Genomic DNA, 24,391 nt, shown 5'->3' with positions numbered 1-24,391 from the left:
ATTGCCATCAGAAATGGCTTCATCAATGGTATATTTGTGTAATTCAGGGCCAAACAATTTTTCAGTAGTATCAATCACTTCACTGTTCTTATCAAACATTCCTTTTGCTTTATTTTCTTGGTATAGTGGTGTGCCTGTATACCCAAAGAATAAGCCTTTTTCTCTAAAATGCGCTTTAATCGTTCCCATCATCCGGCCCATTGTGGTCCGATGCGCTTCATCAATGATAAAAATTTTTCTTATCTTTTAAACAATCGTCTTGATTGTCTTCTAAGTCATCCACTAAGTTACTCAGCTTATATGTTGTTGTCACAACAATCCCACGATTCGGTGATTTCATAATCTTTTTGAGCTGATATGTATGTTGGGTATCATCTACGGTGACCGGTTCATAGGCGGCATAAGCTTTAAAATTATCACTGGTCCGTCTATCCAGTTCTCTTCGGTCCACAAGGAATACGACTTTATCAAATCCGCCTCGAGTGGATAAAATAACGCCGTTTTAAAACTCGTAATTGTCTTTCCCGATCCCGTTGTATGCCAGACAAAGCCCCCATGGGGGATTTTGTCTGCGGTACCCCAACCAAAAGCGGCTGTTTCAACCGCTTGTAACGCATGGACTTGATAAGACCGCATCAGCATATGGCGTCTATTCTCTGAATCTAACGCCTCATCAATCACTAAGTAATCGCCTACCATTTGATGGGCCATTGGAATTCTTAAAAATTGACTGATAATATCTTCCCAGTGATTCACTGGTGTATTGTCTGAATCCGCCCAATGAAACACAAAGCTATCATTAAAATCATGGACTGTTTTCGGTGTCGCAAAGTAACGTGTGACTACTTCCGACGTCATGACCATCATTTGTGAAAAAGCAAGAAAATTATGCGTGTATTCTCCGTCTTGATAATACCGTTTAAACTGTCTAAACGCCGCATCTAACGTTTGATCTGAACGCTTTTGTTCGATATTAATTAAAGGCAAGCCATTGATCAGTAAGATTAAGTCAAAACGATTGCCCTGTGCACTCTCGACTTCCCTTGCGATTTTATAACTGGAATCGCCGCCACTGACTTCTGCTTTTTTAAAAATGGTTAGCGTTATTTGTTCGCGGGTAACCCCGGGCAGTGAATCCCGATGAATGCCATCAATTTTTCCTTTCGAGGCTTCCATGGCCAGTAATTTAGAAGCTTCATAACTATTTTCAAGTTGGTTCACTCTAGACATGACCTGTTTAAATTCATTATCCGTTAAGGGCACGCCTTCTAACTGATCGGCATTGATCCGATTGAGTTCCCCACGCCAATGCGCCACTAAATCATCCACCGTTACTTTTTGTCTATTCCCATTTAAAAAGTCTGGCGCTGTCCATTTATATTTTTGTAGTTCTACGACAAATTTCTCTTGAAAATTGTATTCTGACGCATTTTTGTCTGTCCGACGCATATCGTCCCTCCTTTACACAAACATTTCATGCAGGTACGCTTGTTTGGTTGCTTTGAGCTTTTCAAGTTTTTGTTGGTGCGTTGCAATCATTTCGTCAAGATGTTTGAAAAATTGACCGATTTTTTGTTGTTCTTTTTTACTAGGTAATAAAACATCAAAATTGGCGAAGATAGAAATCCAGTGACGTTCATGGCTTTGTGGTTCGTATTTTATATTTTTAAGTAAAACATAAATAAAATATGAACTATTATTATCCTTAAAACGTAAAAGTTTCATAGCCGAACTTTTAACTTTAAATGAAAAATCAACATAATGTGATGATGTAGTAAAATCATCAAATATAATTATGGGTTCTTCAGAGGTAGCATTTTTCACGTTTTTGTTTCATGAGTATAACCTAAAATAAAGCTTTGTCCGGCAGTTAATACTGGTATAGGATTACTATCGTTATACTTTGTATTATTGACAAGGTATTTTGTTGGTTGCTCGTAAATTAACAGATTTCCTAAAGTTTCAAATGACCACTCATCCACAAACCCTTCAAACCTTCTTTTCGGTACGCGTTCACCTTCCGCAGGAAACATTTCAGCAAGATAGGCGGATTTTAAAGCTTTTGTTTTGTCTATTTTTCGTTGCTGTATTGCAATCATTTCATCAAGATGTTTAAAGAATTGACCGATTTTTTGTTGCTCTTTATTTGATGCTGGTAATGCAAATTTTGTATTAGAAACAATTTCCCAATCTGATCGAGGCATCTTCGTTCCAGTAGATAAATTTGCAATCTGTTGATATTTTTCTCCTTGAATTAGAGCATATATTAATTCACTATTATTATCATTAGGTCGAAGTACCCAAAAGTCACCCACCGCAATTCCATCAAAATCTGCTAATAACCAATTTTTTAAATATGGTCGCAATTTTCCAAATAAAATATCTCCTGAATTAAATTTAACTCCTATTTTTTCACTTTTCTTTTTATAATATCTTTATTTAAGGTGCCTAATCCTGAATTAATATCTTCAAACTCTACTCTGGGGATGTCTTCTTTACTCTTTTCTGATAACCTAAACACTATTTCTAAAAACTTTGATTTTCTCCACTCTTTCTCAAACTCTTCGAATCTTCTTTTTGGTACTAATTTATTTTGCTTTATCATTCTCTCACCACTAGTTGTGCCATCATTGCTTCCAGTTCTTTCTCTAGTTTGTCACTTTCTGCTTCCAATGTGGTTAATGTTTCAGAATAACGATTTTGTAGTTGTTCAAGGGTCGCTAAGTCTTCTATTAAAGGATTTTCAAGTAAACGATTGACTGTTGGAATGATGGACCCAAACCACTTTTCATACATCAGCGTGTCAATTTCTTCATTTGTTAATGCTTCAATTCGTGCTTCTGTCATTTCTTTTAAGTCTGTCTCTAATTGTTTCACTGCTTTTATTTAACGTTGCGCGTTCATTTAATAATGATTCAACTTGCATTAATAGCGTCTCCTCTGTACTGTCTTGTTCTGCTGCTTTCAACGCTGATTTGACGGATCCTATTAAGAAAGCATCTTCTTTTTCGTTTAGTGCATCGCTCAATGCAATGTCTTCATCACTGTCTTCTACTTTGGCGGCTTCAACCAGGTCTGTGAGTGTGGCTTCAATCTCTTGTAGTTTGGCTTCTTTCGTTTCAATCTCAGTTAATTCAGCATTAAATAATTTAGTTTTAATTAATTCGTTGGGAACCAAACTGCCAATCCAACCGTCTTGCACTTCACGCTTCTTATTCCCCTGTCCTTTGGTCACCATACGCGGGATACGTTTACGGCCTTCTGTATAAAAATCTTTCAGGGCAATCACTTCCGTGTCTGCCATTAATTGCTCTTCCCAAATATTTGCGATCACTTGATAACCATCATATTCATCGACATGGTCAAATTCGAGTAAGATGTCTTTAATTTCAATCACCATTGTTTCTCGAATGCCTCTGATTTCATCGACATCGTCCACTGATTTAAGGATCGTCCAATATTTATCTTGATAATGCTGTATTTTTTCTGTGAGTGCTTTAGATTTATCTTTAACATAAGGTGCATTTAAAACTGCCTCTGTGATTTCATCTATCGAGGCAGTTAACGAAACATAACCCTCCCGTATTTCTTCTAAATACTCATTAATCACGTCTGGTACCGTTGACTGTAAAACAGAAAGTTGCGCAATATTATCATAAGGAATCCCACCCAATAAGTGAGCATCGACATCGTCTGGAATATTCCCATCAATCGATTCAATATAACGCGGAATATTTAAGTTGTATTCATTGTCAATGATTTCTTCTCGGGTGGCTAAATGACTATAGCCTGGGTCTTCACTCCGCACGACATATGTATCCACAATCTTGGCGATATCTTTTTCTCGTAAGACATTCTGTTTCCCTTCTTTTGTAAACGTATGAGACGCATCAATCATTAAGACAGGTGCATTTAATTCACGATTTTTCTTTAAAATAATGACAGTGACGGGTATGGGTGTATTGGTAAATAACTTATCTGGTAGCCCAATAATCGTATCGATATAATTTTTTTCTAATAGTCGCTGACGAATGTGTCCTTCTGTGCCCCCTCTAAATAACACCCCATGAGGTAAAACAATGGCCATTGTCCCTTCTTGCCCTAAATGATATAAACCATGTAAGAGGAACGCATAGTCCCCTTTCGAATTGGGGGGTAACACACCGGACACTTCAAATCTTGGGTCACTAACTTTTAAATCTGCTTGATTCCAATTTTTCACCGAATACGGGGGATTCATCACGACAGCATCAAATTGAACGCCTTCACTTGGTCGGTCTGGATTTTCTGGCCAATCTTCTTGTAAAGTATCCCCATTACGAATGGACATCTTTTCTGGTCTGACCCCATGAAGTAATAAGTTCATGCGTGTTAAGTTATAGGTTGCTGTATTTTTTTTTCTCCGTAATAATTTAATCGTTTTTGTGCATCTTTGTTTAAATGATTTCTCACTGTGAGTAATAACGACCCGGACCCCACTGTCGGATCATAAATCGATTCAATATTTGAAGTCTTTGCAACGATTTGTGCCATGACCTCACTGATTTGACGGGGTGTATAGAACTCACCCGCTTTTTTACCGGATTCCATAGCGAACTGCCCGATTAAATATTCATAAGCATCCCCTAATACGTCCCCTTTTGTAAGGCCACCATATTTAAATCAGAAAAGAGCAAGATGAGTTTTTTTATATTTTTACTCCGTTCATTTAGATTGCTACCCAGGGCTGTATTTGTTAAATCAAGTGTTGAATTCGAAAATAGCCCTCTGAAATCATCAGATTCGCCTGTGACAGCAATGGTCCGTTCAAAGTTACTTAAACTATCAATCACTTTTTGAACTTCAAAATTACCGTCATTAATATCTTTTAACCATGTTTGATAGAGATAATCGGGTAAGACATAATACCCTAAAACATCACCAATCATTTTAGTTAATTGCTCACCGTATGTATCATATGCTTCATAGTATGCGGCAACGACCTGATCTCCATCGGTGTCTTCTAAACCACTTGTTGTTTTAAATGTATCCAATGTTTGATCACTTAAAAACTTATAAAACATTAAACCCAACATATAATCCTTATAACGACTGGCATCCATTGACCCTCTTAAGTCATTGGCACCATCCCAAAGTCTTCTCTTTATCTCATCCGAAGTCATCATCATTTAATCTCCCTTAAATTATATTTATGTTCGACTGCTTGTATCAATTGTACTTCTTGTGACACCGGTTTTTCTATGTATATTTATTATATTTTCAACGCATCTCAATGCGACGGTTTGAACCGATTCTAGCGTATCGAATAAGCATCATATCCTGCTATGTATTCAATTTCTCCTGATTGATTACATTATATATCGTCCCTTTTGACACACCGGTCATTTTCATTATCTCATTGATGGTATATGTTTTACTATGATAGAGTGATACAATCATATTCACTTTCTCTTGAGTGATTCGTGGTCGTCCACCGACCCTGCCTCTCGATCGTGCGGATTCTAACCCTTTTTTTGTTCTTTCACTTTTCTGAATCCTTTTTAGTCGTTTTTACCGTATTAAACACGCATCGATCCTATCAATGTTCACAAATCAAAGCGCACAGCTGATGCTTGAGTTCAAAAACTCATGTACTTTTATATTATTTATACGTTGATTATTATACGAGTTTTTAGTCTTTAATCACAGATTTAAAGGACCATTTATTCTTCCACAAAATGGTCCAATTAACGGTTGTTATTTAGAATATCAAATTATATAGTCTTGTCATATATAATAAACAATATACGGTTATATATGTAGCAAACTAAAAGTAATATATTGGAGGGAATAATATTTGGTTAAGAATTTAGATGAACTTATACAAAACATCGAATCAATTAATGAAGAATTTGATGAGCAAGTTGAAGAACAAAGTTTTATCGAAAAACTAGATGAAAATGGAAGAAATAGATTTAATAATATGCACATCGCTTTCAAAGATATAGAAACAAGGTTTACTAATGCTTTAACCTATATGGTACCAGAGAGCAAAATTAATAATAATAATATCAGCAATGCTATCAGTTGGGTTAAAAGCGGATTAAAAAGTGCTGACAACTATAATAACTACAATACTAACAGCAATTTTTCTAAAGGTTTTGCTATTTTAGCCGACTTGGCATCGGCAATGCCTTTACCAGTAGCAGAAGCAAGTGAACGGTTAAAAGATGCTGCTAGATCATTATTTTCATCTATTGGTCAATATCAAAGTAGATACCAAAGAAATATTGAAGAATTAGAAACAATGAGAGATCAATTGATTAATACCACTAATAATTTAGAGGAAAAAGAGCACTATATAAATGAAAAGTGGAATGAATTAGAGAATAAAATAAATGAGAAACAACAAGTATTAGATCACCAATATTCTCAATTTCAGTCTGATTTTCTTAATAATCAAACTGATCGTTCAACCGCATTTAATAGTTTTATTAAAGAATTAGAAGACGAAAAAAACAATATATTAGAGCAAATAAAAGATTCTTTCGAGGCGGAAAAGTCAGACTACTTAGAAAGCTTAAAAGTAGAAAAGGAAAAATTTCTAAATGAATGGGAAAATGATTTTCAAACTCGAGATGAAGAATTAAAAAATGAACATGATAATTGGAAAAATGATTTAGAGAGTGAAAGCGATCAATTAATAAAAGATTTACGTAAAAAACAAGAAGAGGCTGCTAGTATTGTAGGAAATGTAGCAAATAACGGTATTGCAGGTCATTTTGCTAATGAAGCTAAAAATAAAGCTGAATCCGTATGGTGGTGGAGACTTTTTACGATAATTGCTTTTGCAGCGACTATAGTAGTAGGATTCTTTTTACTGATTCAACAAGTTGGATCTGACAGTGGATCTATGAGTGTCACAGAACTAATATCTCGCCTAGTAGTAACTGCCGCACTTGGTTCATTAACTGCTTATTTAGCAAAATTAGCATCTAATGATGAAGAAAGTAGAAATATAATAGTTCGATGGAAATTCGTTTGCGGACATTAAACCCTTATTTGGACGCTTTCGAAGATGAAGAACAGATACGATTAAAGAAAGAATTATTCCCAGTAATCTTTAGAGAAGATGAAAAAAGAAGAAAGAAAGCACAGATGAAAAGGTAGATAATAAAAAAGTTTAAAATTTTTGTCTATTTATAATAGACCCTAAATAAACATTATAAGACTATTGATTCCATTAGTTTTGGTGTAACTTTATATTTTATTTTGCACTTAATTTAAATGTTGTCTTACGAAATTTTATGAAATTATGTATCTTACATTTAACTATACTTTAACCATTTAGTTCACACTTAATAAGTATTTCATCCGGTGATTAGCCACAAACACCTGGAGATCAACTTATTTCTTCTACATAAATTTCACCTTGAATATGAGTATGCATGCTTTATTTATTTAATTAATTTCGCTTATATATTCTTCTATGTATAAATGGTTTTTTTGATAAAAATTTAAAAAGAAGCGTCTATAGGATTTTCTATAGACGCTTCAAATGTTTATTTAACAATCATTACTGGAATTTTCGAACGTTTGGCAACTTTGTGACTCACACTTCCCATTACCATTTCCTGCAGACTATTCAATCCCCTATTGCCCAAAACGACTAATTGATACTGTCCTTTATTGGCAAAAGCGACAACAGTTTCATTCGGCACACCATGTTCATAATGAATCAGGTAAGGAATATCGTTCGATTCATAAACACTAATAATTTCTGACAGTTTTTCTTTTCTCTTATTAATAATACTTTCTGAAACTCCACTGTGTAGCACATCGTCTTTAGAATCTGCTGGATCGATGACATTGAGTATGGTAACTTCTGACTCTTCATTGATAAAATTTAACGTTTCCTTTGCGGCTCTGATACTATTATCAGAACCGTCTGCGGCAAGCAAAATTGATTTATACATCGAAATTCCTCCTATATCTTAAGTAAGGTGCTGTTCATTCAACTGGCTCAGTTCTTTAACAATTTTACGACTGTCTGTATTTAATTGTTTGATATAAACTGTATTACCTTTTTCCTCAAACTTTCTTACGATGGTATCAATCGCATCTACTGCGGAGTCATCCCATAAATGAGCTTTGGAAAAATCTAATTGAATCGGTTTATCATATTCTTGAAATCAATTTTTTCAATTGTTGTATCAATTGATGCAAAGAAAATCTGACCTTCAAAATGCAGCGTAATAGTATTTTCCATTTCTTCCAGATACACATCGACTTTTGAGATTTTCGTCGCAAAGAAGAGCGCACTGAATATAACACCCACAATAACACCGATTGCAAGGTTATGTGTAAATAATACAATAGCTACTGTGATGAGCATGACGAATGCATCAGTCCTTGGTGCTTTTTGCACATATCTGAAAGAACTCCAGTCGAATGTACCAATAGAAACCATTACCATAATACCGGCAAGTATTGGCATTGGAATCTGAACAACCCAATTGCCCAGAACAATAATCATCAATATTAATACAACACCCGCACTGAGAGAAGACAATCTAGTTGTGGCACCTGATTTCACGTTGATAACTGATTGACCAATCATGGCACAACCACCCATACCACCAAAGAATCCTGTAATAAAGTTTGCGATACCCTGACCGCGGGATTCTCTGTTTTTGCTGCTGTAAGTGTCCGTTGCGTTATCGACTATTTTAGCAGTCAGTAAACTTTCTACGAGACCTACAATAGCCATCGATAGCGAGTAAGGTAAATAATCATTAGGGTTTCCATGGTAAATGGAACATCTGGAATAAAGAAGCTTGGGAGAGATCGCTCAATATTTCCTAAATCCCCCACTGTCCCTACGTTAGAACCAAAAATAATATAAATACCTGTCAAAAGTAAGAGTGCAATCAATGGTGCAGGTACCTTCTTGAGGAATCTCGGAACAATATAAACGATAAGAAGTGTGACAATTACATAGATGTAAGTATCAATGGATATACCGAAAATATGTTCAATTTGAGACATAAATATCATAATACCAAGGGCATTAACGAAGCCAATCATTACTGAGTTCGGAATAAACTTCATTAACTTTCCAACTTTTAACAAACCTAGAATCAGTTGAATAATTCCCATGAGTATTGTCGCTGCCAATAAATAATCAACGCCGTATTCACTGACAAGCGGGACTATAAGTAATGCGATTGCACCGGTTGCTCCCGAAATCATAGCTGGACGACCGCCGACAATCGAAATGATTACAGCAATAAGGAATGAAGCATACAACCCTACCATTGGATCGACTCCAGCAATAATTGAAAATGCGATGGCTTCTGGAATCAAAGCCAATGCGACGACGACTCCAGCCATAATGTTAGTACCCGGCGCAGTCAGCCATTCTTTTTTAAACTTTTCTTTCATAAATACACTTCCTACTCTTTTAAAATAACTAAAGTAAGTATAACAGAATAGTTCCATATTTATACCCCTTTATGAGAATAAATGTTATACTTTCTAAAGAAAGGAGTGTTATTTAATGAAATATGGCTACATTAGACCAATTGATTTATATGATGTTATACCTGAACAAGAGAAAAAAATAAAAATTTATACTCATAACATTATAAGGGAAAATCATACAGATACTAAAAATCGATATCAATTAGATAGATTGCTTAATGATATATTGAAGCCAAATGACCAACTGTATGTTACTGATTTATGTATTTTAGCAGATTCAACCAAACAGCTTGTCGATATTGTCAATTCTTTAGACCGCGACTTTATTTCAATCCGTATTATCAATCCTTCTATGTTTATCAGCCCTACACCTCGATATACCTTTAATCAAATTTTAAGTGAAATCTCAAATTTTCAAAGTGACGTAGTCAGATTTAGGACCAAAGAAGGAGTAAACAGTGCTACAAAAAAGGAAAACAGATGGGAAGACCAAAACGGAACGATGAAAATATTAGAAAAGCGATAGAAATGTATACGTTAAATAAATTCACATTAGATGAAATTAAATCTGCTACAAATATAAGTCGAGCTACTCTATATAGACATTTAGATAAATAGTCTTATAAACGGATATTTTGAGATGATATATTATAAGGGAGGTAATTTTTTGAGCCAGTATGTTTATGGGTGTAATCGAGTGGACACCCGTCAACAATATTTATACATCATTCTGATTTATTAGAAAGATATAATTTTGAGGAGAGTTTAAAAGATTCAAGAGGAAGGAATCGAAAAGGCGGCCGCCCAAGAGTTAAAATCACCGATATTACAAAAGCTATTAATCTATATAATACGGGAGAATACAGTGTAAAAGAAATTATTGAAACGATTGGCATTAGCAGAACTACTTTTTATCGATATTTAAACTGTAATAAAAAATAGAACCACTGTACTTTCATCACTGATTATAAAAATTTTCATGTATCTTTTACGACAGATAATATGCTTTTTCCTCATGTAAAATACTTCACTAAAGTAAAAAACTTCTTAAACCTATAGGTGAAAAAATATATCTCATTAACGGGTCATACGTTACGAGAGTTACCATAAATGATATATTCCAAAAATTTAAGAGATGTTAATTATAAAGAAACGACCATTGAAATGAAGTACATTACAGTAGTCGTTTCTTCAAATGTTATTTAACTATCATTACTGGAATTTCTGAACGTTTTGCCACTTTATGGCTCACACTTCCCATTACCATTTCCTGCAAACTATTCAATCCCCTATTGCCAAGGACGACTAACTGATAGTGTCCTTTATTGGCAAAAGCGACCACAGTTTCATTGGGTACGCCATGTTCATACTGAATCGTGTAAGAGATGTTATTCGTCTCATAGAGATTTATAATCTTTGATAATTTTTCTTTACGTTTATGCATAATACTTTCTGAAGGACCACTGTGTAATACATCATTTTTAGAATCAGTAGGGTCGATCACATTGAGTATTGTTACTTCTGTTTCTTCATTGATGAAATTTAATGTTTCTTCTGCTGCCCTGATACTGTTCTCAGAACCATCGGCGGCAAGTAGAATTGATTTATACATTAATATCTCCCCCTTATTATTAAGTCAGATGTTGTTCATTTAATTGACTCAGCTCTTTAACAATCTTACGACTGTCTGTATTCAATTCCCTGATATGAACAATGTTGCCCTTTTCTTCAAACTTTCTTACAATCGTATCAATTGCATCTACTGCAGAATCATCCCATAAATGAGCCTTAGAAAAATCTAATTGAACAGGTTTTTCGTATTTCTTAAAATCAATTTGTTCAAGCGTTGTATCAATAGATGCGAAGAAAATCTGTCCTTCAAAACTTAGCGTAATAGTGTTTTTCATTTCTTCTAAATGAACGTCTACCTTCGAAATTTTTGTAGCAAAGAAAAGTGCACTGAATATAACCCCTACGATAACTCCGATTGCAAGGTTATGTGTGAACAATACAATAGTGACGGTTAATCAGCATCACGAAAGAATCTGTACGAGGCGCTTTAGCGATATACTTGAATGAATTCCAGTCGAATGTACCAATAGCGACCATCACCATAATACCCGCAAGTATTGGCATTGGAATTTGGACAACCCAATCACCGAGCACGATAATCAGGAACATTAGAAACACACCAGCAGTGAAAGTAGATAGTCTTGTTGTGGCACCCGACCTCACATTAATGATTGATTGACCAATCATGGCACAACCACCCATTCCACCAAAGAATCCAGTAATGAAGTTTGCGATACCTTGACCGCGGGATTCTTTATTTTTACTACTGTAAGTGTCTGTTGCATTATCAACAATTCTAGCAGTTAGTAGACTTTCTACCAGTCCGACAACCGCCATAGAGAGCGAATAAGGCAAGATAATCATCAGAGTTTCCATTGTAAATGGAACGTCTGGAATGAAGAAGCTCGGCAGAGATCTTTCGATAGTGCCAAGGTCACCGACTGTACCTACGTTAGATCCGAAAATAATATAGACACCCGTTAAGACGACAAGAGCGATTAATGGTGCAGGTACTTTTTTAATGAACTTTGGAAATACATAGACTATAAATAATGTAGCGATGACGTAAACATAACTATCGATAGATATTCCAAAAATATGTTCAATTTGCGACATGAATATCATAATTGCCAGCGCATTAACAAAACCAATCATCACCGAGTTTGGTATAAACTTCATCAATTTACCAACTTTTAACAGCCCAAAAACTAGTTGAATAACTCCCATGAGTATTGTCGCTGCCAGCAGATAATCGACCCCGTAATCATTGACTAGCGGCACAATAAGTAACGCGATTGCCCCTGTCGCAGCTGAAATCATAGCTGGCCGTCCACCAACGAATGAAATGATTACCGCAATAAGAAATGATGCATATAAACCAACCATCGGATCGACTCCGGCAATAATTGAAAATGCGATTGCTTCAGGAATTAATGCTAATGCAACTACCACACCGGCCAAAATATTCGTACCCGGCGCTGTCAGCCATTCCTTTTTAAATTTTTCTAACATAATACACTTCCTACTCTAAATTAAATATATAAAGTAATTATAACAGAAGAGTTTCATATGTACTTCCCTTTATGAGAATAATATATTTAAATTTAATGTTACAATATTGTAAAGACAGGAGTGGAATTAAATGAAATACGGTTATATAAGACCTATTGAATTATATGATGATATTGAAAATCAAAAGAAAAAATTAGAAGAACATACTAAGGATATCTATATAGAAGAACATGCAGAAAATAAACTTAGAAATCAGTTAGACTCTTTGCTTCATGAGACACTGAAAGAAAATGATGAATTGTTTATTACAGATATATGTATACTAGCCGACTCAACAAAACAGCTAGTAGATATCATTGACTTATGCAGTAAAAAAGGTGTACGTATCCTTATTATCAATCCGGACATACTAGTTTCTGCTGCTGCAGAATATAGTTTCCAACACATTTTAAATGAAATTTCTAATTTTCAAAGTGATGTTGTCAGATTCAGAACACAATTAGGTGTTAAAAAGGCAAGAAAAGATGGAAAGAAAATGGGAAGACCTAAACGAAGTGACGATAATATAAAAAGCAGTTGAAATGTATATGTTAAAAAAATACACACTGGATGAAATTAAAGCTGCTACAAATATAAGTCGCGCTACTCTATATAGACATTTAGACAAATAATCTCATAAACGAATATTTTTGAGACGTTTGAGTTTTTTAATTGTTTAATACAAATACTAGGATTGTCATTTTTGACGATAAATTGCATATATTTTAAGTGTTATTTTGCATAACCAACTTTAAAGCCCAGCTGTCTTTGTGAAAAGATTAGCTGGGCTTCTTAACTATAGTACAAATTATCGCCCAAATCAGTGCGAAATAACATCGAAATTGACAGTATTTCTTTTTTAAAGTGTTATATAGTTGCCTAATAAAGGTAGATCCTAAATAGACAACACTAGAGTGTCTCTTTCACCGATGAATTGCATATTTTTAAATACTATTTTGCACTACTACTTTAGAACCCAGCTTGTCTTCTTACGAAGACAAGCTGGGTTCTTTAATTATAATGCAAATTATCGTCTGAATTAGTGCAGAATAATTACGAAAGTGACAGAAGGAGTAACCGGATGTGAATCGGTGATTAAAGTTTAGCAGACCTTTGTCTTAAATCTGGGTGTGACTTTTGACTTTATTTTGCACTTATTTAAGTGATATTTTGCACTAAAATTAAGCCGATATCTCACATTAAAAGAGAGATATCGGCTTATAAAATTTTCTATTAAAATAGGAATGAGAACAGAGCGTTGAATGTGCCATTTTCAAATAGGATATAAATTCCTAATCCTATAAAGACGATTGGAACGATCCAACGTTCATATTTTTCGATTTTATCTGAAACAAAATTCAAGGAAGCCAATCGATAGCTGATTAGACATAGAACACCAACCATGATCATGAAAACAATGACGGCAATAATGATTTCCATCATATTTAAAGTCGTAAAGTACGGTATATAGATAGCGAAATCATCCGCACTGGAAGCCAGTACAATGAAAGTGATCGTTATGAATAATTGATTGAATCTGCCTGAAGAGAAAAGGGAGAGAATGTTGCCTTCATCTTCGTCTTCACCTTGAATCCATATTTTTATACCCAGATAAAGCGGCAGCAGTCCAAGCAGTCCGATCATCCATTGTTGGGGAACTAGATTAGCAACGCCCAATGACACCAGAAGACTCGCGAGTATAATAATGACTGTCCCAATATATTGTCCAATCCAGATATGTTTTATTTGATTACTCTTTTTGATTTGCGAAAACAGAAGAATCAATATGACGAGATAGTCGATTCCTGTCGCTACATAGATGGCAGCAGCTGTAAATGCCGTTATAATCATTTTTCCAACTCCAATATTTCGACATCAGTACTTTTACTTATCTGGGAAGAACCCAAGCTTAATTCATCTTCCTTCACACGCATAAGCCTCAAACCATTCAAGGCCACCACTAAAGTGGCACCCATGTCCGAGAGAATCGCAATCCATAGTGTCAGCCATCCTGGGATGACCAACAATAGAGCAATCAGTTTGATTCCAATGGCAAAAGCGATATTCGCTTTGATGATGTTCAATGTTTTACGGCTAAGTTTGATGGTAAAGGGCAGTTTCCTCAGGTCATCGCCCATTAAAGCGACATCCGCTGTTTCAAGAGCGGTATCTGTACCGGCGCCACCCATAGCGATACCAACGGTGGAAGCTGCCAGCGCCGGGGCGTCATTGACCCCATCGCCGACCATGCCTACATGACGATAATCAGTTTTTAGTTGCTTGATTACGTCTAGTTTATCCTGCGGGAGTAATTCAGATTGAATATCTGTGACACCGACATGTGAACCAATCGCACGGGCAGTACTATGATTATCCCCCGTAAGCATGACTGTTTTTTCGATGCCTGCCTGATGCAGCTTCTGGATTACCGCTTTACTTGATTCGCGGACTTCATCCGCGACTGCAATGATTGCCTGAACTGTATTTTTCGTTCCTGCAACCATAACGGTCTTACCTTGTTCTTGAAGTGTTTTGACATCACTTTTAATTGAATCATTGAAATTAGCTGCCTCTATCTCTTCAAATAATGCCGGGCTGCCAACGTAATACATTTCATTATTGATTTTGCCCCGTATCCCTTTGCCTGTAATGGAAGAAAAGTCTTCGACAAAAATATCAGAATAAGGAAGGTTATAACTGTCTGCCTTCTTTATAATCGCGGATGCCAATGGATGCTGGGAACGATCTTCCAATGCTGTGATGACTGCCAGCATTTCCTTTTCATCAATTGCATTGTCGATTAAACGATAATCAGTTACAACCGGGACGCCTTTTGTGAGTGTGCCGGTCTTATCAAATGCAATGGCCTTTAATCCACCCATTTCTTCGAGGTAGACCCCGCCTTTTACAAGGACTCCCTTCTTGGCAGCATTTCCGATTGCCGAAACAATCGCTATCGGCGTGGAAATTACCAATGCACATGGACAACCTACAACGAGAACCGCTAACCCTTGATACACCCAAGTGGACCAGCTCGCACCGAAAAATAACGGGGGTACAATCGCAACCAGCACTGCGACAACCATAATGGCAGGCGTATAATATTTTGCAAATTTATCAACGAATGCCTGGGCAGGAGCACGCTCACCTTGTGCTTCTTCCACCAGATGAATGATTTTGGCAATGGTCGTATCTTCAACCAATTTAGTGATTTTAACTTCCAGTAAGCCTTCTTCGTTCAGTGTCCCTGCAAATACTTCATCATCGATCGATTTTTCAACCGGCACTGATTCACCTGTGATTGCTGCCTGGTTGATTGCAGAGTAGCCATTGACAATTACGCCGTCCATAGCAATTTTCTGTCCAGGCTTAACAATCATGATATCGCCCACAGCAATATCATTGACGTGCACTGTCATTTCCTGTCCGTTGCGTCTGACAAGTGCCTCTTTAGGAGCAATATCCATCAATGAACTGATGGATTGCCTTGCTCGATCCATCGAGAAACGCTCCAACGCTTCGCTGATGGCAAACAAGATGACAACAATGGCGACCTCGGCCCATTCTCCGATGATGACACCGCCAATCACTGCGACTGTCATCAGGGTTCGCATATCAAATTCAAACCGGACTAAATTCTGGAGACCCGTTTTCAGCATTGAAGCCCCTCCGACAATCATGGAAGTGATGAACAGCAGTGGTGTAAGAATATTGTCATCACCATTCACCAACATTGAAATGAAGCCAAAAGCGATAAACAGTAGCGAATAGAGCAGAGTGCTGTGCTTTTTATAAAATGGAATGGTTACTTCCTTTTCTTTTTGTCTTGTCCACTTTCTTCCCGGGATTTCTCAGGCACCACTTTGAGGTTTTCAAACGCCCCTGCTTCTTCCAGTTCCTCAACCGTTGCAGAACCATATACAGAAATTTTTGATGCGCCAAAATTCACCTTCGCATCTTGAACTTCAGGTAGTTTCTTCACATTATTCTCAAATTTCCCTGCACAGTTCGCACAGGAAAACCCCTGAACACGGTAAACTTTTTTTCTTTATTTACTTCTGGTTGCGTTTGACGCATAGACTTTTCAGGCACCACTTTGAGGTTTTCAAATGCCCCTGCTTCTTCCAGTTCCTCAACCGTTGCAGAACCATATACAGAAATTTTTGATGCGCCAAAATTCACCTTCGCATCTTGAACTTCAGGTAGTTTCTTCACATTATTCTCAAATTTCCCTGCACAGTTCGCACAGGAAAACCCCTGAACACGGTAAACTTTTTTTTCTTTATTTACTTCTGGTTGCGTTTGACGCATAGACTTTTCAGGCACCACCTTGAGGTTTTCAAATGCCCCTGCTTCTTCCAGTTCCTCAACCGTTGCAGAACCATATACAGAAATTTTTGATGCGCCAAAATTCACCTTCGCATCTTGAACTTCAGGTAGTTTCTTCACATTGCGCTCAAATTTCCCTGCACAGTTCGCACAGGAAAACCCCTGAACACGGTAAACTTTTTTTTTTCTTCAGTCAGCTCTGCAATCCCTTCAGACATTGGTTATCACTTCTTTCCTATGTATTAATGCAATCGTCATGATTTCTTTAATATGCTGATCTTCCAGTGAATAGAACGCGAGTTTCCCTTCTTTCCTGAATGTAACGATGCCTTCTTTGTAGAGCGTGCGTAAATGATGAGATGCATTTGCTACAGTCACACCGAGTATATTTGCGATATCACAGACGCATAATTCCTCTTCCTTGCATAAGGAATAGGTGATTTTTGCCCTATTCACATCGGCAATAGCCTTAAGCATCTGTGATATACCGGCAATATCTACAGTTTGTAAATTCTCTTGCATCCGGTTAACCTTTTCTTCGTCATAACAAAAAACTTCACATGTTTCTTTCTTATTCATACATACACCTCATCATTCAAATATTTGTTTGAATATAGCATAACATCTTGTTTTTCTTTATTCAAGCAGACGTTTGAATAATAATAAATTTGTATAAGTTTTTCTCGACATAGAAAGAATTTTCTGAAATAAAGCTGAAAGAAATTACGATATCGTAAGTGAACTTTATTGTGATAAATAATTTATTCGTTCTTAAAAGCACACTTTCACGAAGGCTTAGAAAACAACTAAAAACAATCAAAAAAAGTTCATAAATATCTCAAAACACTTTACGAACGTTCGTTGTTTTAACTACACTTTTACGAACGCTTTTGAGGTATAATTTGAGAAAAGAAACGATTTACCAGGTGAATTATGGAGTATCGTAAATTTGGTTACATTCGTGTCAGCATCACAGATCAAAGTGAAGGGCGTCAATTGGAATCCATGAAAAAAATGGGCGTCATAGAACGTGATATCTATCTAGACAAGCAAAGTGGAAAGAATTTTGAACGAGCGAATTATCAGCTGCTTAAACGAGTTATTCGTAAAGGTGATATTTTATATCCATTCGCTTGATCGGTTTGGTCGGAATACAGAAGAAATTCTTCAAGAATGGAATGATCTTACGAAAAATATTGAGGCTGACATTATGTATTGGATATGCCGCTACTCGATACGACGCAGTATAAAGATAGTATGGGAACATTTATTGCAGATTTAGTTTTGCAGATTCTCTCCTGGATGGCTGAAGAGGAACGAGAACGCATCCGGAAACGGCAGCGCGAAGGAATTGACTTGGCCTTACGTAATGGTATTTAGTTTGGTAGGCCGCCCGTTTCTATTTCAGGGGTACCGCCAACATTTCGGAAATTTTGTACGTTAAGGGAATTTCAACCTAAAAAAGTCGAATTCCTGTACGCTAAGGAACCGACTTTTTTAGATTGGCTTTCTCAATTATAGCCACCGGATAGTTTGAGTGTATTTTCTTCACATAGTTAAGCTACTATAAATAAGAGCTTACCCTGCACAACAAGATAATTTTGATACATCTTTATCAAATGTAAGTGCAGCTAATTTTAATCCTTCTGCCATTGTTAAATATGGTGCAAGGATTTCTTTTAAATCATCTACGGTTAAACCAAACTTAACGGCTAAAGTCGCTGCATAAATCACTTCACCTGCATTTTCAGATACAACATGAACCCCTAACATTTTCAATGTTTTCGAATCAGCAATAAGCTTAAAAACACCTGTTGTTTCATGATTTACTATCGCTCTTGGAACAGCATCTAAAGGCAATACGGAGGTTTTGACCTCATAGCCTTTTTCTTTTGCTTGTTCTTCTGTTAAGCCTACTGTTGCTACCCTACTGGATTTGTAAATGTCACGCCGGGAACCACTGATAAATCTAGTTTTTTATTTAATCCACCGATTGCATTATCGGCAACAATTCCACCTTCATATGCTGCTAGATAGACAAATTGAGGCCCTAATGTAACATCTCCTCCGCATAAATCTTTTCATTACTTGTTCTAGCATAATCATTTATCAGTATTTCTTTTCGTTTTCCGACTTTAACCCCAGCTGCATTTAAATTCAACGTATCCGTATTTGGTTTTCTTCCTGTTGCAACAAGCAGCTGCTCTGATTCAATCACTTTTTTCTTGCCATCTACTGTAACATGAACCTTCTTTATCTCTCCAGATTGTTCTACACGCTCAAAAGTTGCCCCTTTTACAAGGTTTATTCCTTGTTCAATTAAAGCTTTTTCTACTACTTCAGAAATCTCTGGGTCATACTCTTTTAACAGTCGCTCACTTCTTTGCATAAGCGTTACTTCTGAACCTAAGTTATGAAACAATTGGCCAAGCTCCATTCCGATATATCCTGAACCGATCACCGTTAATCGTTTAGGTACCTTTTTTATTTCAAGGAGCGTTGTACTTGTTAAATACTCCACTTCTTCAAGTCCTGAAATCGGCGGGAGAGAAGGAGATGCACCCGTTGCAATTAAAAAGCGTTTTGCGGAAAGTTTCTCCCCATTGACTTCAACCGTCTGTTCATCAGTAAATTTTGCTTCACCTACAATTAAGTCAATTCCATATTCATCAATTAGATCCACATATTTTTGATTGCGAAGCTCACTCACTAATTCATCTTTTTGCTTGATTAAGGGTGCTAATTCCACTTCTCCAGCAGATGTTTGTAATCCCGTAAATGGATTTACTTTTGCTAAATGATTAATTTCTCCAGCCCTAAGAAGTGTTTTTGATGGAACACAGCCAATGTTTACACATGTTCCGCCAACGGTTCCACGCTCAATCATGGCTACTTTTGCCCCGTATTCAATCGCTTTGATCGCAGCTGAAAAAGCCGAACCACCGGAACCAATGATAAGTAAGTCATAATCGCCTTCATTACCTAACACCACATTTTCTTGTGATGATATTCTTCTATTTCTCCAGGTTGATATTTCGCCTCATCAATAGCCTTTTTTGCACTTTCATCCCAATATCATCGGGTAATTCAAATAATACTTCACCGTGACGAAAACTAGCTTCTACATTCTTGGCACCAATATTTTCAAGTGCAACTGCTACATGTTCTTCACAACCCATACAAGTCATGCCACTAACTTTCATACTGATTTTCTTAGTCATTTTTTAACACTCCTTTTAATTATCGAAATATGCCACCCGGACCAATTCCCCCAATTAAGAACTATAAATTCCTGAAATTAAAAAACAATGGAGGAAATAAATTGGATCATTACCATATTTTTAGAAAGTAATTGTTGGACATATCTTTTTGAAACCAAAGAACAATGGTTATGGAAGTAACGACAACACCCATACCGATTGAGTACACAATAAATTTAAGTATAACCATCAATAACGAATTACCTTGCATAGATTCAGTGAGTACAAATAAAAAGGCTGGCAACGTACAACTTAATGATGTGATTCCATAAGCAATACCATAGAAATAAACTGATCGTTTACCTTGTTTAATATTAACTCTTAAAGGTAGAGAAACTTTTTTTCCAAGCAACATCCCTAGTCCTAAAAGAAAGATAAGTACGCCCATTAGAAATGACCAAATTGGAAAAACATTGATTAAAGCTCTACCTAATAACGATAATAGAAAACCGGCTATCACAAAAATAGTTAGAAATCCCAACGTCATAGACAATCCTAACCATAGCCCCTTTGATATTGTCCTTATTAAGGAACGCCTCGTTTCAACCTCTCCTTCACCAATTAAATAACTAATATATGAAGGCAACATAACAATCCCGCAAGGATTAAACGCAGCAACCATTCCTGCTGAAAAAATAAAAATAAAGGGAACCGTCATGAACTACTCACTCCAATACGTGTTAGTTCCTTTTGTAAATCATCGAAGGAAGGGTTAACCGCGTGATATATAACTTCTTGATTGCTATCTATTAAAAAAACTTCTTCCAATTGTTTTACTTTATACTTTTTAGTGAGTTCATATTCTTTATCGATTAAATGTGTCCATTCTCCACCATATTGACGTTGGAAATCCTTTAAATCTTGTTCTGTATCTTGTAGGGGATCCATATCAACAGTTATAAGTTGAACATTGTTCCCATATTTATTATGAATCTGTTTAAATACCTTTTCCCCTGCTACACAAGTCGGACACCAAGATGCCATGAAATAAATGAGTGTTGGCTTCTCGGAACTTATTGGTTGTGTTTTTTCATTGTTTATCGTGTTGGTTCCATTGGATATTCCACATGCTGAGAGGCTTACAATAATGAGAGCTGATAATAAAATCTTTTAAAGAACAATATTGATTTCAAATCACTCCCCCCCTTTTTCTTCTGTTTCACTGAATTTAGAATGGCAACAATCCTGACATGTATTACGACTACCTCTTCTTTTTACCAACATAATCAGTCCGACAATTAACAAAACAGCACCAAATATCCAAACTTGTTTTCCTATTAAGAAAGCACCCATAGAACTCAATCCAATTGCAATTAAAAGGATTGGTAAAGCGCAACATAGAACCAACAATGCTGGTATTCCTAAAAACAATAATTTATCATTATCCTTTACATTTTTTCGCTTTTGTACAGTCAATTTACATCACCTGCTAAAAAGTTGATTTTAACCCTCAAACATTTTCTCAATAATAGGGCAAGAATATAAATATTCTTCATTTGGACAACATTCTTTTAAATCATTCAACATATTCTCAACACGCATTAAATCTCTAATTTGTTGTTGTACTTCATCAACTTTTTGAGAAACGAACTCATACATATCCGAACACCGCACATCATCCTTATCTACAACACCAAGCAACTTGTGGATTTCACTTAAAGAAAAACCAAGCTCTTGCATCCGTTTAATAAACCATACACGCTTAACATCATCATCTGAATATATCCGATAACCAGCTTTCGTTCGGGAAGGTTCTTGTAATAAATTTTTTTGTTCGTAATATCTAATCGTCTCTTTATTTACCCCACATTTTTCTGCAAATGCAGTAATACGATAACTCACATAGTTCACCTCTAAATAATAATAAACCGCGTACCATAGTACGCGGTCAAGTATAATACATTTTTCTTCTTCAAGTGTCTTGCTTGTACTTTAAGGGAGCCTATCAACTCCACTTGGTTATTATTGTGATCTACTCAAACATTATAGTCAAATGACCATTTGATTGTATTTGTTATTCCTTTAAATAGTGACATAAATGAACCCGTCGGGAAAATAAGCTTTGTAAATCTGCATTTTCCTGACAGGATTACAGCTAACGAGGCCGGTTCCTTTCAATGAAGAGGGAAATTTTTTATAATAACTATTGACCCTGTACCATGATACAGGGTGCATAATATAAATGAGGAGGGAATGAAATGAAAGGTTTGACTAGACCCTAAATAAACATTATAGGAATATTGATTTCATTAGTTTGACATTTTTAATGATATCTTGCACTGATTTAGGAGTTAACTTGCACTATAGTTAAAAAAAACTTATCTTTTCCTGAATACAGTCGAGTTTAAAGTTGGTTACACAAAATAACATCGAAAGCGACACATACTTCGCTAAATATTAAATACACAATAATTAGGATGAAGTTCATTAAAGATGAGCCCTTTGCCGATTACACCTGCGTTTTATCAGATATCCCCAATTAATCATAAAGACATTAATATTTTAAAATTTAAAAATGTCCATTACCTCTAAATATAGAGATAATGGACACAGTCTATAATGACTGATTAGCATTTATAAAATAAGTGATGCTTCTGGGATTTTCGATAGACACCCTATTAATACATAGTAATTTTTACTTTTAATCAATTTCTACATGACCCATCATGCCATGTTCTTCATGCTCTAATATATGGCAATGATACATGAACTTACCCGGTTTGGTAAATTTCAATAAAATATGAACCGTTTCACCTGGGTTAACCAGCACTGTATCTTTCCAACCTTGTTCATTTCTGGGCGGTATCTTACCATCCCGATCTAAAATTCTAAATTGCACACCATGAACATGGTAAGGATGAATTAAATTTTCCATTTCATCCTTGGCGTTGACAATTTCCCAGACTTGATATTCACCCAGAGGCTGAGTAGTGTCAATTCTATCAGGGTCATATTTCCTGCCATTGATGGATACACGATAATCTGTTCCGGCCATCAACATCAATTTCTTTGGATACTTAGCGACCTCATGTGGTTGAATAACTGGAAGCATCTCTGTGCGAAGGGACATGTTCGGATTAAAATCGGCATTGTTTTTATTCTCTCCGCGCCTGATTGTTAAACCGGTCACTCCGTTAACAAATAATTTAACTTCTTCTTCCTTGTAACCTTCCAAGTCAATAATGATTTCAGCACGTTCACCTGCAGACAAAAATAAATGCTTGAGTTCAATTGGATAATTTAACAAGCCACCGTCTGTGGCGATTTGATAAAATGTAGTGTGGTTTTGTAATGAAAACTCAAAATTTGTTACGTTCGAACCATTAAGCAGACGCATTCGCAAGTAGCGCCCGTCAGCATCAAAGGTGGCGTTTGCTGTACCGTTCAGCAACAATGTGTCGCCTCCCGTACCATCAATACTTTTTATGTCGTCGTAATCCAACTTGTACCCGTCAACCAGGAAACGATCTTGTACGACAACCGGAATATCATCCACCCCATACTCATGAGGGAGGTGTTTTTTCAATCGCTCGGTATTTTCATCTTCCACTATAATCATCCCACCTAAGCCTTCATACACCTGCTTTGAAGTCAAACCGTGCGGATGGGGGTGATACCATAATGTTGCTGCTTCATTATCAACATTAAAGTCAATTGTTTTTGTTTCATCAGGTTCAATAGTCATTTGTGGTCCGCCATCTGAAGCTTCGTCAACAATGAGACCATGCCAATGATAGGTGGTCACTTCATCCATATCATTGCCGGTATGAATCTTGACCTGTTGATTTTTTTTAAGCTTTATCGTCGGCCCTAACAAATCTCCATTATAACCCCGAGACGGCGTTTTTCGTCCGGGGATGATTTCTGTTTCTCCGCTCCGGGCTCTGATTTCATATTCTATTTGGCCGTCTGTCTGTCTGGTTGGTTCGAGTAAAGAAGGGATATTCAATGGACGTGATTCGATGTCATTTTCAATGATTTTAACTTCATCATCACTGCGGAATATTGTATCTAACGATGAGGGCTGGTAACTCATATCCAACTTTTTAAAATGATTGTCTGAATTAATCAGCATTCAATCTCTCCTTCTCATAATCTCGACTATATTCACTCATAATAGTCTCTCCAAAATATATTTATCTTAAACTTAATTATAGTGTACCGGCTTTGGTTAAAGTTAACCTCTTATCTATCTATTTTCATGATAAAAGATTCCA

19 protein-coding genes and 10 pseudogenes are annotated in these 24,391 nt (G+C 36.2%); 5 read left to right on the top strand and 24 right to left on the bottom strand.

What is annotated here, in order from left to right; genetic code table 11:
- Positions 1–24: 24 nt before the first annotated feature.
- The 9 genes and pseudogenes from G4D76_RS16125 to G4D76_RS15280 all read right to left on the bottom strand — a co-directional run.
- Positions 25–451: pseudogene (locus tag G4D76_RS16125) on the bottom strand (DEAD/DEAH box helicase family protein); the annotation flags it as partial.
- Positions 376–1,449 (bottom strand): type I restriction endonuclease, encoded by a 1,074-nt coding sequence (locus G4D76_RS15295; RefSeq protein ID WP_256440471.1) that lies wholly within the window; start codon positions 1,447–1,449, stop codon positions 376–378. The gene G4D76_RS15295 and the pseudogene G4D76_RS16125, both read right to left, overlap by 76 nt.
- 12 nt (positions 1,450–1,461) lie before the next feature.
- Positions 1,462–1,824, bottom strand: coding sequence for a restriction endonuclease subunit S (locus tag G4D76_RS10755; RefSeq protein ID WP_213809863.1), 363 nt, complete (start codon positions 1,822–1,824; stop codon positions 1,462–1,464).
- Entirely contained in the window at positions 1,821–2,366 is a 546-nt protein-coding gene (locus G4D76_RS10750; protein ID WP_213809862.1) for a restriction endonuclease subunit S, read from the bottom strand. The genes G4D76_RS10755 and G4D76_RS10750 overlap by 4 nt, the downstream gene beginning before the upstream one ends.
- 38 nt (positions 2,367–2,404) lie before the next feature.
- A complete protein-coding gene (locus G4D76_RS10745; RefSeq protein WP_213809861.1) occupies positions 2,405–2,605 on the bottom strand; it encodes a hypothetical protein in 201 nt (66 codons plus the stop codon).
- Positions 2,602–2,847, bottom strand: coding sequence for a hypothetical protein (locus G4D76_RS15290; protein ID WP_250129944.1), 246 nt, complete (start codon positions 2,845–2,847; stop codon positions 2,602–2,604). Before G4D76_RS15290 ends, G4D76_RS10745 begins: the two co-directional genes overlap by 4 nt.
- Positions 2,828–4,590: pseudogene (locus tag G4D76_RS10740) on the bottom strand (type I restriction-modification system subunit M). The gene G4D76_RS15290 and the pseudogene G4D76_RS10740 overlap by 20 nt, the downstream one beginning before the upstream one ends.
- A 35-nt stretch (positions 4,591–4,625) precedes the next feature.
- Entirely contained in the window at positions 4,626–5,168 is a 543-nt protein-coding gene (locus tag G4D76_RS15285; RefSeq protein WP_250129943.1) for a type I restriction-modification system subunit M N-terminal domain-containing protein, read from the bottom strand.
- A 154-nt stretch (positions 5,169–5,322) separates the two neighbouring features.
- A complete protein-coding gene (locus G4D76_RS15280; RefSeq protein ID WP_256440571.1) occupies positions 5,323–5,460 on the bottom strand; it encodes a helix-turn-helix domain-containing protein in 138 nt (45 codons plus the stop codon).
- Positions 5,461–5,836: 376 nt separating this feature from the next.
- Here G4D76_RS15280 and G4D76_RS10730 point away from each other — a divergent pair, with 376 nt between their 5' ends.
- Positions 5,837–7,033 carry a hypothetical protein gene (locus G4D76_RS10730; protein ID WP_213809860.1) on the top strand — a complete coding sequence of 399 codons (1,197 nt, stop codon included), beginning with the start codon at positions 5,837–5,839 and terminating at the stop codon, positions 7,031–7,033.
- A gap of 508 nt (positions 7,034–7,541) precedes the next feature.
- Here G4D76_RS10730 and G4D76_RS10725 read toward each other — a convergent pair.
- Positions 7,542–7,955, bottom strand: a complete 414-nt coding sequence (locus G4D76_RS10725) for a universal stress protein (RefSeq protein ID WP_026858753.1) — start codon at positions 7,953–7,955, stop codon at positions 7,542–7,544.
- Positions 7,956–7,973: 18 nt separating this feature from the next.
- Positions 7,974–9,423: pseudogene (locus G4D76_RS10720) on the bottom strand (SulP family inorganic anion transporter).
- A gap of 115 nt (positions 9,424–9,538) precedes the next feature.
- On the opposite strand from G4D76_RS10720, the pseudogene G4D76_RS10715 reads away from it, so the two are divergent.
- Positions 9,539–10,080, top strand: a pseudogene (locus G4D76_RS10715) (recombinase family protein).
- Between the two features lie 96 nt (positions 10,081–10,176).
- On the top strand, positions 10,177–10,404 hold the full coding sequence (locus G4D76_RS17025) for a helix-turn-helix domain-containing protein (RefSeq protein WP_213811031.1): 228 nt from the start codon (positions 10,177–10,179) through the stop codon (positions 10,402–10,404).
- Between the two features lie 256 nt (positions 10,405–10,660).
- Here G4D76_RS17025 and G4D76_RS10705 read toward each other — a convergent pair whose 3' ends face one another.
- Entirely contained in the window at positions 10,661–11,074 is a 414-nt protein-coding gene (locus tag G4D76_RS10705) for a universal stress protein (protein WP_026858757.1), read from the bottom strand.
- A gap of 19 nt (positions 11,075–11,093) precedes the next feature.
- Positions 11,094–12,546 (bottom strand): annotated as a pseudogene (locus tag G4D76_RS10700) (SulP family inorganic anion transporter).
- A 130-nt stretch (positions 12,547–12,676) separates the two neighbouring features.
- On the opposite strand from G4D76_RS10700, the pseudogene G4D76_RS10695 reads away from it, so the two are divergent.
- A pseudogene (locus tag G4D76_RS10695) lies at positions 12,677–13,217 on the top strand (recombinase family protein).
- Positions 13,218–13,818: 601 nt separating this feature from the next.
- Here G4D76_RS10695 and G4D76_RS10690 read toward each other — a convergent pair.
- The 5 genes and pseudogenes from G4D76_RS10690 to G4D76_RS10675 form a co-directional block, all read right to left on the bottom strand.
- Entirely contained in the window at positions 13,819–14,436 is a 618-nt protein-coding gene (locus G4D76_RS10690; protein WP_213809859.1) for a CadD family cadmium resistance transporter, read from the bottom strand.
- Positions 14,433–16,627, bottom strand: a pseudogene (locus G4D76_RS10685) (heavy metal translocating P-type ATPase); the annotation flags it as partial. The pseudogene G4D76_RS10685 and the gene G4D76_RS10690, both read right to left, overlap by 4 nt.
- Positions 16,564–16,896, bottom strand: coding sequence for a heavy-metal-associated domain-containing protein (locus tag G4D76_RS16395; protein ID WP_371814683.1), 333 nt, complete (start codon positions 16,894–16,896; stop codon positions 16,564–16,566). The pseudogene G4D76_RS10685 and the gene G4D76_RS16395, both read right to left, overlap by 64 nt.
- Positions 16,897–16,947: 51 nt before the next feature.
- Positions 16,948–17,079: pseudogene (locus G4D76_RS17020) on the bottom strand (heavy metal-associated domain-containing protein); the annotation flags it as partial.
- Positions 17,080–17,124: 45 nt separating this feature from the next.
- Positions 17,125–17,493, bottom strand: a complete 369-nt coding sequence (locus tag G4D76_RS10675) for an ArsR/SmtB family transcription factor (RefSeq protein WP_052256044.1) — start codon at positions 17,491–17,493, stop codon at positions 17,125–17,127.
- Between the two features lie 354 nt (positions 17,494–17,847).
- Between G4D76_RS10675 and G4D76_RS10670 the strand changes: the two are divergent.
- Positions 17,848–18,294 (top strand): annotated as a pseudogene (locus G4D76_RS10670) (recombinase family protein).
- A 198-nt stretch (positions 18,295–18,492) separates the two neighbouring features.
- Here the strand turns inward: G4D76_RS10670 and merA are convergent.
- The 6 genes and pseudogenes from merA to G4D76_RS10640 form a co-directional block, all read right to left on the bottom strand.
- Positions 18,493–20,117, bottom strand: a pseudogene (gene merA / locus G4D76_RS10665) (mercury(II) reductase).
- Between the two features lie 127 nt (positions 20,118–20,244).
- Positions 20,245–20,832 (bottom strand): cytochrome c biogenesis CcdA family protein, encoded by a 588-nt coding sequence (locus G4D76_RS10660; protein WP_213809858.1) that lies wholly within the window; start codon positions 20,830–20,832, stop codon positions 20,245–20,247.
- A complete protein-coding gene (locus G4D76_RS10655) occupies positions 20,829–21,191 on the bottom strand; it encodes a TlpA family protein disulfide reductase (RefSeq protein WP_348635048.1) in 363 nt (120 codons plus the stop codon). The genes G4D76_RS10660 and G4D76_RS10655 overlap by 4 nt, the downstream gene beginning before the upstream one ends.
- A gap of 117 nt (positions 21,192–21,308) precedes the next feature.
- Positions 21,309–21,590 carry a hypothetical protein gene (locus G4D76_RS10650; RefSeq protein ID WP_213809857.1) on the bottom strand — a complete coding sequence of 94 codons (282 nt, stop codon included), beginning with the start codon at positions 21,588–21,590 and terminating at the stop codon, positions 21,309–21,311.
- Between the two features lie 27 nt (positions 21,591–21,617).
- Positions 21,618–22,016, bottom strand: a complete 399-nt coding sequence (merR, locus tag G4D76_RS10645; RefSeq protein ID WP_026867184.1) for a mercury resistance transcriptional regulator MerR — start codon at positions 22,014–22,016, stop codon at positions 21,618–21,620.
- 799 nt (positions 22,017–22,815) lie between these two features.
- Entirely contained in the window at positions 22,816–24,249 is a 1,434-nt protein-coding gene (locus G4D76_RS10640) for a multicopper oxidase family protein (protein ID WP_213809856.1), read from the bottom strand.
- Positions 24,250–24,391 lie beyond the last annotated feature (142 nt).

The organism is Jeotgalicoccus sp. WY2, assembly GCF_018437745.1.
Lineage (GTDB): Bacteria > Bacillota > Bacilli > Staphylococcales > Salinicoccaceae > Jeotgalicoccus > Jeotgalicoccus psychrophilus.
The sequence above is the reverse complement of the archived record's forward strand: the minus strand, read 5'-3'. Positions and strand labels throughout refer to the sequence as shown.